The sequence below is a fragment of the Salegentibacter sp. Hel_I_6 genome (assembly GCF_000745315.1).
GTDB lineage: Bacteria > Bacteroidota > Bacteroidia > Flavobacteriales > Flavobacteriaceae > Salegentibacter.
On the sequence record NZ_JQNQ01000001.1, the window covers coordinates 510565 to 525820 of the forward strand.

The 15256-nt window shown below is 35.9% G+C and carries 12 protein-coding genes; 9 read left to right on the forward strand and 3 right to left on the reverse strand.

Going from position 1 to position 15256, the window contains the following annotated elements:
* Positions 1 to 49: 49 nt before the first annotated feature.
* Both FG27_RS02345 and FG27_RS02350 read left to right on the forward strand, forming a co-directional pair.
* Positions 50 to 1810, forward strand: coding sequence for a mechanosensitive ion channel family protein (locus tag FG27_RS02345; RefSeq protein WP_156101263.1), 1761 nt, complete (start codon positions 50 to 52; stop codon positions 1808 to 1810).
* A gap of 7 nt (positions 1811 to 1817) precedes the next feature.
* On the forward strand, positions 1818 to 2879 hold the full coding sequence (locus tag FG27_RS02350; protein WP_037315022.1) for a mechanosensitive ion channel family protein: 1062 nt from the start codon (positions 1818 to 1820) through the stop codon (positions 2877 to 2879).
* Here the strand turns inward: FG27_RS02350 and FG27_RS02355 are convergent.
* Positions 2866 to 4665 carry a glycoside hydrolase family 15 protein gene (locus tag FG27_RS02355; RefSeq protein WP_037315024.1) on the reverse strand — a complete coding sequence of 600 codons (1800 nt, stop codon included), beginning with the start codon at positions 4663 to 4665 and terminating at the stop codon, positions 2866 to 2868. The two genes, FG27_RS02350 and FG27_RS02355, sit on opposite strands and share 14 nt — an antisense overlap.
* Positions 4666 to 4761: 96 nt before the next feature.
* Here FG27_RS02355 and FG27_RS02360 point away from each other — a divergent pair, with 96 nt between their 5' ends.
* The 6 genes from FG27_RS02360 to FG27_RS02385 all read left to right on the forward strand — a co-directional run bounded on the left by FG27_RS02360 (position 4762) and on the right by FG27_RS02385 (position 10874).
* Positions 4762 to 6975 carry a bifunctional alpha,alpha-trehalose-phosphate synthase (UDP-forming)/trehalose-phosphatase gene (locus tag FG27_RS02360; protein ID WP_037315025.1) on the forward strand — a complete coding sequence of 738 codons (2214 nt, stop codon included), beginning with the start codon at positions 4762 to 4764 and terminating at the stop codon, positions 6973 to 6975.
* Between the two features lie 139 nt (positions 6976 to 7114).
* Positions 7115 to 7402: a YtxH domain-containing protein gene (locus FG27_RS02365; RefSeq protein WP_037315028.1), complete on the forward strand. Its 288-nt coding sequence runs from the start codon at positions 7115 to 7117 to the stop codon at positions 7400 to 7402.
* 139 nt (positions 7403 to 7541) lie between these two features.
* Complete coding sequence (locus FG27_RS02370) at positions 7542 to 8891, forward strand: M28 family metallopeptidase (protein WP_037315030.1); 1350 nt, start codon at positions 7542 to 7544, stop codon at positions 8889 to 8891.
* Positions 8892 to 8927: 36 nt separating this feature from the next.
* Complete coding sequence (locus FG27_RS02375) at positions 8928 to 9791, forward strand: dienelactone hydrolase family protein (RefSeq protein WP_037315034.1); 864 nt, start codon at positions 8928 to 8930, stop codon at positions 9789 to 9791.
* Positions 9792 to 9988: 197 nt separating this feature from the next.
* Positions 9989 to 10210, forward strand: a complete 222-nt coding sequence (locus FG27_RS02380) for a hypothetical protein (protein ID WP_037315035.1) — start codon at positions 9989 to 9991, stop codon at positions 10208 to 10210.
* 16 nt (positions 10211 to 10226) lie between these two features.
* Positions 10227 to 10874 carry a PRC-barrel domain-containing protein gene (locus tag FG27_RS02385; RefSeq protein WP_156101181.1) on the forward strand — a complete coding sequence of 216 codons (648 nt, stop codon included), beginning with the start codon at positions 10227 to 10229 and terminating at the stop codon, positions 10872 to 10874.
* A gap of 120 nt (positions 10875 to 10994) precedes the next feature.
* Here FG27_RS02385 and FG27_RS02390 read toward each other — a convergent pair whose 3' ends face one another.
* Entirely contained in the window at positions 10995 to 13121 is a 2127-nt protein-coding gene (locus FG27_RS02390; protein WP_051935731.1) for a Tex family protein, read from the reverse strand.
* A 59-nt stretch (positions 13122 to 13180) separates the two neighbouring features.
* Positions 13181 to 14149: an App1 family protein gene (locus FG27_RS02395; RefSeq protein WP_037315038.1), complete on the reverse strand. Its 969-nt coding sequence runs from the start codon at positions 14147 to 14149 to the stop codon at positions 13181 to 13183.
* A 68-nt stretch (positions 14150 to 14217) separates the two neighbouring features.
* Between FG27_RS02395 and FG27_RS02400 the strand changes: the two genes are divergently transcribed.
* Complete coding sequence (locus tag FG27_RS02400) at positions 14218 to 15102, forward strand: diacylglycerol kinase family protein (protein WP_037315041.1); 885 nt, start codon at positions 14218 to 14220, stop codon at positions 15100 to 15102.
* The last annotated feature ends 154 nt before the right edge of the window (positions 15103 to 15256 follow it).

A 15256-nucleotide genomic window follows, 5' to 3' on the forward strand; every position in this document is an offset into this window, starting at 1 on the left:
CAATCAATAAATTTAAAACAGGCTTCAATAATTAGGTATGAACAACCAAATGAGATTGTTATTTCTTAGTTTCAGCATATTTTTGCTACCCATTTCGATTTTTGCTTTTCAGCAAGATTCATTAAGCACTGAAAATACGCTTCCTTCAGAAGAAAAAATAGATAATTCTAATGAGTCCAATTACCTCCCAAATAGTTTAAAAGAGTATAACAAAGCTTATTATGAGCTAACCCGGTTAAACAATCCTCTGGGATTGGCACCCAATAAATTCAACTTACAAACGCCTCAGTCTACGCTGGAACATTTTGTTATTAGTAGTAGAAATAAAAATTTTAAAGAAGCCGCTTATGCCTTGAATCTTAACCTAATGCCCAACACCTTAACTGAAAAGGAGGCTATAGATATTGCACAGAAGCTATATTTTGTGATGGACCAAAGGGTTGCTATTAATTGGGATGCCTTACCAGACCGTCCCGATGGGCAGGTAGATATAAGAACCACGACAAACCAGGCAGTAGCAGGCCAGCCACGACGTAGTGTGGTTTTCGGGGAGACTCAAATAGAAAACCGGGATATTATTTTCAGGCTGCAGCGTGTTAAATATAAAGATTATGGAGCTTTCTGGTTAATTTCGGCAAATACGGTAGAAAATACCGAAGAGCTTTATCAGCTATATGGACCAACATTCTTAGACCGACATATGCCCACCTGGTCCCAGGCAAAAATTGGTACCGTGCCCTTATGGAAACCGGTGCTAACATTTTTACTGCTTATAGTTTCCTATATTCTAGGGAAAGTAGTAATTCTTTTAGTAAGGAGGATTGCTCAATCATTTGACAAACCAATTATTGTAGCTTTATCTAAACGGTTAGGAATTCCCGCTGCTTTAGCCTCTGGGGTTTTGTTTTTCTATATTAGTCTTAACGAGCTTATTTCTTATTCCGGCGCTTTTTCAAGTACTATTTATGCAATTTTACTTGCTATTGTAATCGCATCTGCCACCTGGTTTTTTATGCGGATCTTAGATTTTGCCATGCGTTATGTTGCTGAAAATAAAATTGGTGATGTAACTTCTGAAAACAGCCACGAATCCCGACAATTATTTACATATTTATCTGTAGCCAGAAGAATTCTAACCTTTACCGTGGTAATTGTAGGTACGTCTATTATTCTTTCCCAGTTTAGATCTATGGAGAAACTTGGTGTTTCTATGCTGGCTTCAGCAGGATTGGCCACGATAATTTTGGGTATTGCAGCACAAAGTACCCTGGGCAATATTATAGCAGGAGTACAAATAGCGCTTACCAAACCGGCCAGAATTGGTGATACCGTTATTATTGACGATCGCTGGGGTTATGTTGAAGATATTAGGTTTACCTATATGATTGTAAGAACCTGGGATCTTCGAAGATTAATTGTTCCCTTAAAAACGGTGATTTCTGATACTTTTGAAAATCTTTCCATTACTAGCCCGCATTCTTTAAATGAAATTGAACTTTATGTAGATTACCGTGTAGATGTGGATAAACTTAGAGCCAAATTTAAAGAATTGCTTGAAAACTCTGAAGAGTGGGACGAAGAGCACCCTCCTATTATGCAGGTAACTGAAATGACTGAAAAATCACTAAAAGTAAGAGCAATTTGCAGTGCCAGTACCGGGGTTATTGCCTGGGACCTTCATTGTAAATTAAGAGAGCAAATGGTAGCCTATATCAATGAATTGGAAGAAGGAATTTACTTTACACGCTCACGTGTGGAATTAAAAGAACCACATTTTAACTCCGATAATCGTAAAAAGAAAGATAAATAGACTGTTTATGACATCAGACCCTTTATTATTCAGGTATATGCTTATAGGTTTAATTAGCCTTCTTTTTTGCTTCCTTATCGCTTTTTATATCCTGAAAAAAATAGGTAAAGACCCAAAAAATATTTTACCTGCTAATTTCGCACAAAGGGTTTGGGTTCCGCTTCTAATTTTCATTGCAGCATTAATATTAAAAGTAGCCCTGCTTAGTAAGATCTTTATATATGAGTATACTTATGACATTCTTCAACCCATAAGTACCCTGGGAATAATATTTAGTGCCACCTGGTTAATTATTCTTACTCTTAAAATTTTAAAGAATAGAATGCTTAAAAGGTATGATGTAAATACTTCAGATAATTTAAAAGCCCGGAAAATTTACACTCAGTTTAATATTTTAGAAAATATCATCATCTTTATTTTAGTAATTCTAGCCCTTGGAATTGCATTAATGAGTTTTGAAAGTATCCGCTCTATAGGGGTGAGTGTTTTAACTTCAGCAGGAATTGCTGGAATTATTATAGGCTTTTCGGCCCAAAAAGCTATTGGAACCCTACTGGCCGGAATCCAAATTGCTTTTACACAACCTATTAGACTCCAGGATGCCGTAATTGTGGAAGGCGAATGGGGCTGGATTGAAGAAATTACCCTTACTTATGTAGTGATAAAAGTATGGGATAAAAGACGGCTGGTAGTCCCTTCAACCTATTTCATTGAAACTCCCTTTCAAAACTGGACCAAGAATTCCGCAGATCTTTTAGGCACCGTATTTCTTTATACTGATTATACCGTACCTGTAGATAAAATTAGGGAAGAACTGGACAGATTACTTGAAATTACGCCACTTTGGGATAAACAAGCCAAAGTAGTTCAGGTTACCGATGCTACAGATAGATCTATGGAAATAAGGATTTTGGTGAGTGCTAAAGACTCTCCCACGGCTTTTGATCTACGCGTATTTATTAGGGAGAAACTCATAGATTTTCTCAAAGAGAATTACCCGGAGAGCCTCCCTAAAAGTCGCGTAGTTATTAATAAACAAGAATCTGAAAAAACATCTAAAAATCGCTAAGCCAGGTTTCTTCTGATGTGGTACCAATACTAAAATTAGCTGCAGTTTCTATTAACGCCAAATGAGAATATGCCTGAGGGAAATTACCCAACAATCTTTTGGTTTCAAAGTCAATATCTTCACTGAATAAACCTAAATGATTACTATACGAAAGCAATTGGTCGAACATTTGTTTTGCTTTCTTCTTCTCTCCTATTTTGAATAAACTATCTATTAGCCAAAAAGTACAAATAGTAAAAGAGGAAGTTGGCTCGCCAAAATCGTCTTTATTCTTATAACGATACATTAAACCATCTTTGCACAATTCTCTTTCAGTTGCCTGCACGGTGCTCACAAAACGAGGATCTTTAGCATCTATAAATCCATATTGCTCCATCAACAACGTGGAAGCGTCCAGATCTTTAGATCCGTAAGATTGCGTGTAAGCCTGAACTTCTTCGTTCCAACCGTTTTTATAAATATCATTGTAAATTTCAGCACGTAAAGATTTCCAATGTGTATCGTTAACACCCATTCGTAAAACTTCGCCAATCTTTATCGCACGGTCTATCGCTACCCAACATAGTAATTTGGAAAACACAAAATGTCGATCTTCGGTACGCAATTCCCAAATACCTTTATCTGGTTTCTGCCAATTTTCTTCTACAATACTCACAATACCTCGTACTACGGTCCAAAGTTCTTCAGAATTCTCCAGCGAGGTTTCAAACTGGTTGAATTGCTGATAAATAACCTCCATCAAAATTCCGTAGATATCATTTTGCTTCTGAATATAAGCGGCGTTTCCTGTTCGTACAGGGTGAGAACCCTTATACCCAGATAAATGATCTAAAATATGCTCCGTAAGTTCTTTTTCACCATTGATACCGTACATGATCTGGATCTTCTCATCCTTATCGGGAATAATATCTATAATAAATTGAAGAAAATCCTTAGCCGATTTTATGTGGCCGAGTCCCGCCATTACTTTTATCACCATAGAAGCATCGCGAATCCAGCAAAAACGATAATCCCAATTTCGTTCTTCCCCAATAGTTTCAGGCAAAGAGGTGGTTGCTGCGGCTAAAACCGCACCAGATTTTTTATAACTAAGGCATTTTAAAACCAAAGCACTTCGCATAATTTCATTCTCGTAATGCGTATAACGGGTAGTTTTCGCGCTCCAATTCATCCAATAAGTCTTGGTGCGCTGAAATTTTAAATAAGAACGATCTAAAGATTGGGTAATTAGCTTTTCATGATAACCTACCAGGCAGTATGCGTTTCCGGTTAATTCAATTTCATTCTGCTCTAGAATATCATTAAGATCTAAACTGGAGTAAAAGAAAAGGGAATCGTATTTTCCTTCTTTGGTAAAGCTTTTAATGTAATTACCTTTATGATCGCTATGGGTTTGCTCTCGTGAAAAATCTAAACGAGGATCATATTTTATTCTAAACTTTGGCTTTCCACTAATTAAACGTATAAATCTAATTACATCCGGCGGGGCGTAGTAAGAACCGTCTTCTCGCGGGTAGCGAGGCATAAAATCTATTACCTGGAAGGAATTTTCACCATCATTAAATTCGGTATTTAAAATATTGGTTTCCCAAAGATATTCTTGTGTGATTTTATAAGAATCGTCTACAATAAATTCAAAACTTCCACCGCGTTCTTCATCCAGAATTTTAGCAAAAACTGCTGAGGAAGCAAAATTTGGCAAACAGCACCAATCCAATGATCCAGTTTTTGATATTAATGCAGCACTTTTACAATTTCCTATTATTCCGTAATCTAAATTCTCCATATACTCTTAAAATTCTTTAAAAAGGCTTGTAGTGTAAAATGATTTTCGGAAATTTAAGAAAAATCAATTTCGCAACAACAGCATTCACATATAATTATGAGTAAAACAATAATAATTTCCAACCGATTACCATTACAAATTAGTTTAGAAGAAAATAACCTGGAAGTCACGCCAAGTGTAGGAGGACTCGCAACCGGCTTAAAATCATTCCATAAGGATGGGGATAGCATTTGGATTGGGTGGAGCGGACTTACAGAAGAGGAAATCCCCGAAAATCTTTTAGAAGATGTTAAAGATAAAGCTCTAAAAGAAGATTGTGTTGCTGTAAATCTCAGCGAAGAAGAAATTGATGGTTTTTATTATGGTTTTAGTAATCGCACTATCTGGCCGCTTTTCCACTATTTTATGGAATATACTGAAGCCGATAAAGATCACTGGGAAACCTATAAAAGTGTCAATAGAAAATATGCAGATGAAGTGCTGAAACATTATGAAGATGGAGATCATATTTGGGTACACGATTATCAATTGCTTTTAGTGCCAAATATGATTAGGGAAAAACAACCCGAAGCAATTATTGGCTTTTTTAATCATATTCCTTTTCCCTCCTACGAGGTTTTTAGAACACTACCCTGGCGGGACGAAGTTTTAGAAGGTGTGCTCGGTGCCGATTTAATTGGTTTTCATACCTACGATTACGAAAGACACTTTTTAAGTTCGGTAAGTCGTATTTTACGTCACCAGGTGAATTTTAATGAAATTACGCTTCCGGAGAGAATTGTAAAAGTAGATTCTTTCCCAATGGGAATAGATTACAACAAATTTGAAGATGCCGCGCTTAATCATTTTAAAAATACCGAAGAACAACGCACTGAATTACAGCGAAGATTAGATCACCACTCCAATGAAACGCCAGAAGCTAAACTTATATTAAGCATTGATCGTTTAGATTACACTAAAGGAATCGCTAACCGAATTCGTGCTTTTGAATATTTCCTTGACAGGCACCCTGAATATATTGAAAAAGTTAGACTGGTAATGCTTGCTGTTCCATCCAGGTCTAATGTTCCACAATATCAACGTTTAAAACGTGAAATAGACGAATTAGTAGGACGAATAAACGGAAAATTCTCTACAGTAAGCTGGACGCCAATCTGGTATTTTTACCGCTCCATGCCCTTTGAAAACCTAATTGATCTTTACACGAGTTGTGATATAGCCCTGCTAACCCCAATTAGGGATGGAATGAACCTGGTTGCAAAAGAGTTTATAGCCACCAGGATAAATCAAACCGGGGTGCTTATTTTGAGTGAGATGGCAGGTGCCGCACACGAAATGAATGAAGCTTTAATTATAAATCCGAATAATTTTGAGCAAATTTCTGAAACCTTAATTCAGGCTATAGAAATGCCGGAAGAAGAACAAAAACAACGCAATAAAACCCTTCAAAAGAGATTAAAGCGCTATAGCGTAGAAAAATGGGCCAGCGATTTTATGCAAGCCCTGAAAAACACCAGCCAGGATCGGGAAGCATTTAAATCTACAAGAGTTTCTTCTAAAGTTTCAGATGAAATTCTGGAAAAATTTAAAAACGCGAAGAATAGAATCTTATTCCTGGATTATGACGGAACGCTGGTGAACTTTACCGACAAACCTGAAAAAGCAAAACCAGACCAGGAATTAATAGATTTGGTGCATACATTAAATCAATCAGTGAACACCGATGTAGTTCTTATAAGCGGTAGAGATAAGGATACCCTGGGTTCCTGGTGGCAAAAAATTCCTGTAGAACTTATTTCTGAACACGGGGTGTGGATGCGAAAAAAGAACAGTGAATGGGAACTTTCAGAAAATGTAAATAACGATTGGATGAGTGCGGTAAGACCGGTAATTGAAACTTTTGTAGATCGCACACCGGGTACCTTTATAGAAGACAAAAATTATTCTCTGGCCTGGCATTATAGAAAAGCCGATCCTGAACTGGGAGAAATTAGAGCCAATGAGCTTTCTAATGTTTTAAAGGAATTAATTTCTAACCGTGGTCTTAGTGTTCTGGAAGGAAATAAGGTGCTGGAAATAAAAAGTAGCGGCGTAAATAAAGGAAAAGCTTCTAACAAAAAATTAGTGGGCAGGGATTACGATTTTATTTTTGCCATTGGTGATGATTGGACCGATGAATATATGTTTGAAGATCTTCCTGAAGAGTCTATTACCGTGAAAGTTGGAATGAAAAAAACCAGCGCACGCTACTATGTAGAAGACACTTCTAAAGTTAGAGACATATTAAACAGATTTGCTGAAAATTCATAGGCTTTTAAATTGTTAAAATCCTTGACATTTTCTCAAAAAGTTTATGCATAACTTAACTTCAAAAATATGGCTGACGCTTGATTATAATCTAATTTTACATCGAACAATAAATACGAACCAAAACTTAAAACTTAGATCGATGAAATCAGGAAAAATGTTATTAGGATTAATATCAGGAGCAGCTGCAGGAGCGGCATTAGGACTATTATTTGCCCCTAAAAAAGGAGCAGATACTAGAAAGGCGATTTCAGACTCAAGCAATGAAGCTATAGAAGGAACAAAAGGAAAATTCAACGAATTTTCTGACTCTTTGAGTCACAAAGTTGATGCTTTAAAGAATAAAACTAAAGCTAGCCTTTCTAGTTCAAAAGCTGACCAAAAAGCGCACGAAGCAAAAGCTGAAATTCATAATATGAAAGCCAGCTAAATTCTTTTTTCTAAAGAATTTTATATAAAATCCCGACATAAAATGTCGGGATTTTTTTGTTTAGATTTTTATCAAATTCTTAATTATTTGTGATATCACAGAAACTTTGGGTATTTTAGAAGTCTAAACCAAACTTTGAATGATTAAGAATATATCTACCCTTGCCCTACTCCTTTTTTCAGGACTAATTTTTCAACAAACAAATGCGCAAACAGATCAGCGTATCTATGAAATCATTGATAATGTATCAGCCGATAGAATAGAAGCCGATATTAGAAAACTTGCCGGTTTTGGTACCCGAAACACTTTTAGTGACACAGTCTCTGATACTCGCGGGATAGGTGCCGCCCGGAGATGGATAAAATCTGAATTTGATAGCATATCCTCCGAATGCAGTAACTGCCTGGATGTTTTTTACCAAAAAGACTTTGTAACTACCGATGATGGTGAACGTATTCCACACGATGCCTGGGTGGTAAATGTTGTGGCCGTTCAAAAAGGAACAAAATATCCAAATAGATACATAATTATGAGTGGCGATATAGATTCCCGCGCCAGTAACACTATGGATTTTGAAACCGATGCTCCGGGAGCTAACGATAATGCCAGCGGCATGGCGGGAGCCATAGAAGCTGCAAGAGTTTTATCTAAATATGAATTTGAAAGTAGTGTGATTTATGTTGGCCTTTCTGGTGAAGAACAGGGTTTGTTCGGTGGAAAAGGACTTGCTGAATATGCCGAAGAAAAAGAATGGGAAATTATTGGAATCCTGAACAACGATATGATTGGGAATATTGAAGGAGTTGATGGCGTAATAGATAACCGCAGCTTTAGGATCTTCTCTGAACCAGTTCCCCCAAATGAATCTGAAAGAGAACGAACAATGCGTAGATTTTATGGTGGCGAAGTAGATGGAATATCCCGTCAGCTTGCTCGTTACGTTCATAAAACCACAGAAACCTATATGCCAGAAATGAACCCTATGATGATCTATCGTTTAGATAGATTTGGTCGCGGTGGGCATCATCGCCCGTTCAATGACCTTGGTTTTCCTGGAATTAGGATTATGGAAGCTCACGAAAATTATAACCGCCAACATCAGGACATAAGAACTGAATATGGGATTGAGTATGGAGATGTAGTAGAAGGTGTAAATTTTGATTATGCTAAAAAATTAACTGCGGTAAACGCCATAAATATGGCGAGTCTTGCCTGGGCGCCGCCAGCACCAAAAAATGTGGAAATTGGTGGAATTGTAGAACCATCCACTAAACTAAAGTGGGATAATGTTGAAGGTGATATCGCCGGATATAAAATTCACTGGAGAGAAACTACAGAAGCCCAATGGCAACATTCAAGGTTTGTAGGTAATGTAAATGAATTCACCCTGGAAGGAATTGTTATTGATAATTACTTTTTTGGAGTTTCAGCAGTTGGAAAAGATGGCCATGAAAGTGTTGTAGTTTTTCCATCGGGTGTTTTTAGATAGGAATTCGGGATATTTTTAAACTTAAACTTTTAAAATATGAAATATATAAAACGCTTAAGCTTTATCATTTTCTTCTGTTGCTGCCTTATTTCCTGTGGAAATAAAAATGATAAAAAGGAAGCAAATAAAGAACAGGCAAAAGTTGAAGTCGATACTACAGCTACTCAAAAAACAGAAGCCGAAGAACTTTCAGAATCGCCAAGACACCATGAATGGGTGACTTTATCGCATGGTGAACGAGAATTTCAAGCTTTTATAGCTTATCCGGAAACCAGCGGAGCTACAAAATCGGTTATCGTAATTCACGAAAATCGTGGTTTAAATGATTGGGCAAGATTATTTGCTGATAAACTGGCTGCAGCAGGTTACCTGGTAATCGCCCCCGATTTGATTTCAAATACCCAGGGAAAGCGCCGCACCACCGATTTCGAAAATCCTGATGCGGCAAGAGATGCCATTTATGCGTTAGACGCAGACCAGGTAACTAAAGATTTGGATGCAGCTTTTCAATATATAAAAGAAGATTCAGCTTCTACCGGCGAAGTGGCGGTAGTTGGTTTTTGTTGGGGTGGTTCTCAAACCTTCAGGTACGTCACTAACAACAAGGATATTTCTTCAGCCCACGTATTCTATGGAACCGGTCCTGAAGATGCTTCAGCAATTGCTAATATTTCGGCTCCTGTTTATGGATATTATGGTGGTGATGATAATCGTGTGAATTCTACGATTGAAGCAAGCGAAAAGATGATGAAAGAGGCAAACAAATCTTACGAATATGAAATTTATAAAGGAGCCGGCCACGCATTTATGCGCAGCGGTCATCAAGCAGATGCAGAAAATGCGAATAAAGAAGCGCACGATAAAGCCTGGAAAAGACTCAAAGATCTTCTTCTAGAATAATCCATTTTCAGCTTAGCTATATAAGGAAAAAGGTATCTAAGTTTTAGTTTTTTTCCTTCAAATACAATTCTAAAAAAGGGCATTCCACTGGGATGCCCTTTTGCTTAGGACCTAATTAACAATTGTTTGGGGGAACCTTAATAAAAACAAGTAGCTTTAATAGCTACTTTTAGATAGTCTAACCAAACTAAATTATTATGGCAGAAATTAAAATTGAAAAGAAGAAACCTATCTGGCCCTGGGTTATATTAATCATCATATTGATTCTTGGAATATTATTTTATGTATTCGCTTATGAGGAAGATAATGATACTATAGATGACACAGATAATATTGAAGAATTAAACGATACTTCAGCCAGCGTTTCTAACGAAAAAGCTGAGATGGCCTTTTGTAAAAAAGGAGAATTAATTTCATAATTAAAAACAGAGCATTATGAGTAAGCAGAATATAAAAAATAAAAATTTACATTATTTAAGTGAATTAAAAGATTATAAAGTTGCAAGTGGTTATCCCGATATTAGGGGTTGGACAGTAAGAGATGCAGACAAGCGTGTAGTGGGAAAAGTTGATAATTTATTGATCAATAAAAACCTGGATCGCGTGGTTTATGTAGATGTAGAAGTTGACCAAACAATTATAGATTCACGCCATGATCCCTACGGGAAACCCGCAGATCCTGAAATAAAAGAATTTGTAAATAAAGATGGGCAAAACCACGTAATTGTTCCTATAGGGCTTATAGAACTTGAAGAAGATGAAAAATATATTTTCACTTCCAGAATAACCCACCAAACATTTGCTGAAACCAAGCGAATTGAAAGAGGTGCAGACCTTGACAGGAAATATGAAGAAAACGTTTTAAGCTCTTATAATCGGCCATCTCGCATTACTACAGATGATGAGCATATTAAACGCCGAAAAGAAGAAGAATATGCCGATAAAACTATCTCTGGGCACGGGGATGATGAACAAATAATAGACGATAATTACGAGGCGCAAATCAATAAAGATCGTCACGCCGATGATTCATTTTACGAAAGAGAGGAATTTGATGGTGCAAACTTTAGAAAAAGGGATTGAAGATTTTAAAAGTTGACTAGCTATTGGAATAATTTAATTTTATCAGGCCGAAGTGGGTTCAGATTTTATAATGACTTAATTCTAAATGTAGATTTAAAAACTTTTCCAATAGCTTCTTTGTTAGTCAATCAAAGAAAGTTGAACTCGCTTATTTTCTTCATCTATTGAAATGACAGTAACTTCCAGCTCCTGATTTAATTTTACCACAGCATTTACATCACTAATAAATTCATTGGCGAGTTTAGAGATATGTATAAGTCCGCTTTCTTTGATTCCAATATCTACAAAACAGCCAAAATTGGTAATATTATTCACTATACCGGGCAGTTGCATTCCCGGTTTTAGGTCACCTATTGTTTTTACTGAAGGATCAAAATTAAAAGGCTTTTTTTGCTGGCGGGGATCTGCACCCGGCTTTTTTAATTCTTTTAAAATATCTTTTAAAGTCGGTAAACCCAATTCTCCCGAAATATAATCATCAGGCTTTATATTTTCCAGTTTTTCTGAGTTTCCAATAAGTTCTTCAGGTTTTAACTTGTTGTTTTTGGCCATTTTTTCGACCACAAAATAGCTTTCGGGATGCACTGCAGAATTATCGAGTGGGTTTTCAGCATTTCTAATACGCAAAAAACCGGCAGATTGTTCAAAAGCTTTAGCACCAAGTCTTGTAACTTTCAGCAATTCCTTCCTACTTTCAAATCGTTTATTTTGTTTTCTATAATCTAAGATATTTTGTGCTAAACCTGGCCCAATACCGGAGACGTAAGAAAGTAATTCTTTGCTGGCGGTATTTAGATTTACCCCAATTTTGTTTACACAGCGCATAACCACCACATCCAGTTTCTCCTTTAATTTAACCTGGTCTACCTCGTGCTGATACTGCCCTACTCCAATAGATTTAGGATCAATTTTCACTAATTCCGAAAGGGGATCACTTAATCTTCTTCCTATTGAAACCGCACCTCTAACGGTAACATCATAATTTGGAAATTCATCCCTGGCAATTTTTGAGGCTGAATAAACCGAAGCTCCGGCTTCATTTACCGTAAAAACCTGTACCTCTTTTGGCAAATAAACTTTCTTAATAAATTGTTCGGTTTCCCGGGCAGCGGTTCCATTTCCAATGGCAATGGCTTCAATTTTATAAGCATTAACCAGGCTTTTTATCTTTGCTGAAGCTGCATCTGTCTTTTTCTGTGGCGGGTGTGGGAATATAGCTTCATTATACAAAAGGTTTCCCTGCTCATCTAAACAAACTACTTTACAACCCGATTTAAAGCCAGGATCTATCGCTAAAATTCTTTTACTTCCCAGGGGAGCTTCCATTAATAATTGCTCCAGGTTTGAAGCAAAAACACCTATTGCATCTTCATCTGCTTTTTCTTTAGCCTCATTTAGAAATTCTGTGGTGAAAGATTTTTTTAGCAAGCGGGTAAAAGCATCTTCAATTGAATTTTTCAAATATGCTATTCCAGAAAAACCGGGATTTTTAATTATTGCTTTTTCAATAAGATTTAAGGCTTCAGCTTTATCAATTTCCAGCTTCACTTTTATAATGCCGAGTTTCTCAGCACGGTGAATAGCTAAAAATCGGTGGGAAGGGATTTTCTTTAGCGGTTCTTCCCACTTTTCGAATTGATTAAATTTTGAAGCTTCGGCATGTTCTGTTTCGGTTTTTATCCACTTGGTTTTTATATCTGCTTTCCTGGCATATAATCTTCTAAGACTGTTTCTAACGTAGCTATTTTCATTTATCCATTCAGCTATAATATTCCCTGCACCATAAAAGGCTTCTTCTTTAGTTTTTACGTTCTCAGATAAAAATTGATTAACGGTTTGATTTATATTTGAAGCGTTTTGCGCCATTAAAATTTTTGCCAGTGGTTCTAGACCAGCTTCTCTTGCGGCATCAGCCTTTGTTTTTCGTTTCTTTTTATAAGGTAAGTAGAGATCTTCAACTTCAGTTAAAGTTGTGGCTTTCTCAATTTTTTCAGCTAAAATATCGCTTAAAGCTTCCTGCTCTTTTATCGATTTTAGAACTGCGGTTTTTCGTTTTTCCAGGTCATTAAAAGTGGCGAGCAATTGCGCAATTTTTTCTACCGCCACTTCATCTAAATTTCCAGTGGCTTCCTTTCGGTACCTGGAAATAAAAGGAATTGTAGCATCTGCCTCTAGCAGTGCAATAGTATTCTGAATGCTTTTGGCAGGTAATTGTGCCCTGGATTGTATATAGTCCTGTACTTTCAACTTAAAGAAATTTCAGATTAAAAAATTGTGAATTATGGCAAATATAGTATTCCGAAGTCTTAAACAATCCCTTCTTCTCGAGAATGTTTAATAGCTTTTTGGCTATGTTTAAAATAGCAAACGCTAACCCCAAGACTTTCAATATTATCTACAATCTTCTGCACTGCTGGTTTCTTATTTTTACCCGTTTGCCTAATATAAACTGCCTTTAAACTCATTGGAAATATTTTACAAATACGTTCATAAATATTAGGGTCTTTTTGGGAATCATCCCCCAAGAGCACATAAGGTATATTGGGATAGAAAGAAATTATATCTTTTATCTTTTCAAATTTATGATCGTGGCTGCCACGACCGGTAAAAAGGAAATCTGAAATTCCTGTTTTAATCTTTTTAAGTTTTATTACTGCCTTAGGTAAGTCGTGCATTTTAGCAAACTCGTTTATAAATTCATATAAATTCCACTCGCTACTAGACACATAAAAGAAAGAATTAGTAGCTTCTTCTGATGAATTTTGCCCTGCTTTACTCAGCTCCTCATAATGCTCTACGACATCATCAAAAATCTTTCGTTTATTGATGTTCTTAGAAAGCATTACATATAATTTTTTAAAAACGCTATTACTGTGAGAAATTAAAAAGGTATCATCGATATCTGAAATAATACCGTATTTGGAAGGATGCGGCTTCAACAATTCTCCTTTTTCTATCATTCCAAAATCTTTAAAATCACAACTTACCTCATATTGATGCCAGCCACTTTTTAATTCTTCAGAAAATGGAATGGTAAATCTAAAATACCCATCGTCTAAAGTTTTAGTAGTAACTGTAGTATTTTGAAACTTGAGTCTAATCTCTACATTTTTTAACGGGCTAATGCGAAACATATGAATTATAGCTACCGCGTGCTTAATTCCTTTTCTATCAAGTCTATATTTATCTGGTGCCCAAGATTTAAATAAATGTCCATATACATTAAGCTCCTGGTTATTTACATAACCACGATAGAGTTTTAGGTCTAATTTCAAAATTTTAGATTTTTATTGAATTTTTCTTATTCCAAAATAATTAAATTTAAGCATATTCCAGAAGCTATATGAAAGAAATAAAAAAGGTTTTACTTGTTGTAAATCCGATATCAGGCGATATTAATAAAGAATTTATTGTTCAAAAGATTGAAAAAGAGTTAAGACAAATAGGTGCAAAGCTAAAAACCTATAGAACTACGGGTGAGAATGACAAAAAGGAAATTTACAACCTAATTGCAGCAAATACGTTTGATAGAGTTCTTGTAGCTGGTGGAGACGGTACCATTAAATTAGTAGCCGAAGCCCTTCAGGATAATAATATTCCGCTTGCTATAATTCCGGCAGGATCTGCAAACGGCCTTGCCCTTAACCTTGGAATTCCAAATAATCTTGAAGCACAACTAAAAATAGCCCTGGGTACTCAAATAACAGAAATAGATACGCTAGAAATTAATGGTGAACTTTGTTTACATATTAGCGACCTTGGCGTAAATGCTGAATTAATTAAAAATTACGAAAATTCGCGAATAAGGGGAAAAGTAGGCTATCTTCTTCAATCCATTCCTACACTTTGGTCTAGCAAATATCCCTTTGAGTTCGAGATTAATTTGAAGGATCAGAAATTAACCAAAAAGGGTATTTTACTCGCTTTTGCAAATGCTAATAAATACGGTACCGGGGCGAATGTAAATCCAAAAGGAAAAATAGACGATGGCACTTTTGAAATCCTTTTATTTAAAAATTTTGATATACTGGAAATACTAAAAACATTGCGTAATGAAACCGATGTAAACTCTGGATTCGTGGAAATAATACCAACGAAAGAAGCTAAGGTTTTTTGTAAAAAACCGGTTCCTTTTCAGATGGATGGTGAATATATTGGAGAAATAGAAGAAATTTCTGTCAAAATTTGCCCCAAAAAACTACCGATAATGACCTCAAATGACACTTAAATTAAATATTTATTAACAAAATTCAGAAAATATATTTTTTTATCAATGTAAATCCTACATTTATATTGCATATATTTGATTATCAGTTTTTTACACCTTGTTGAGGAATTAACAATAAAAACTATTCTTATCAATATATTCAAATTTAACATTA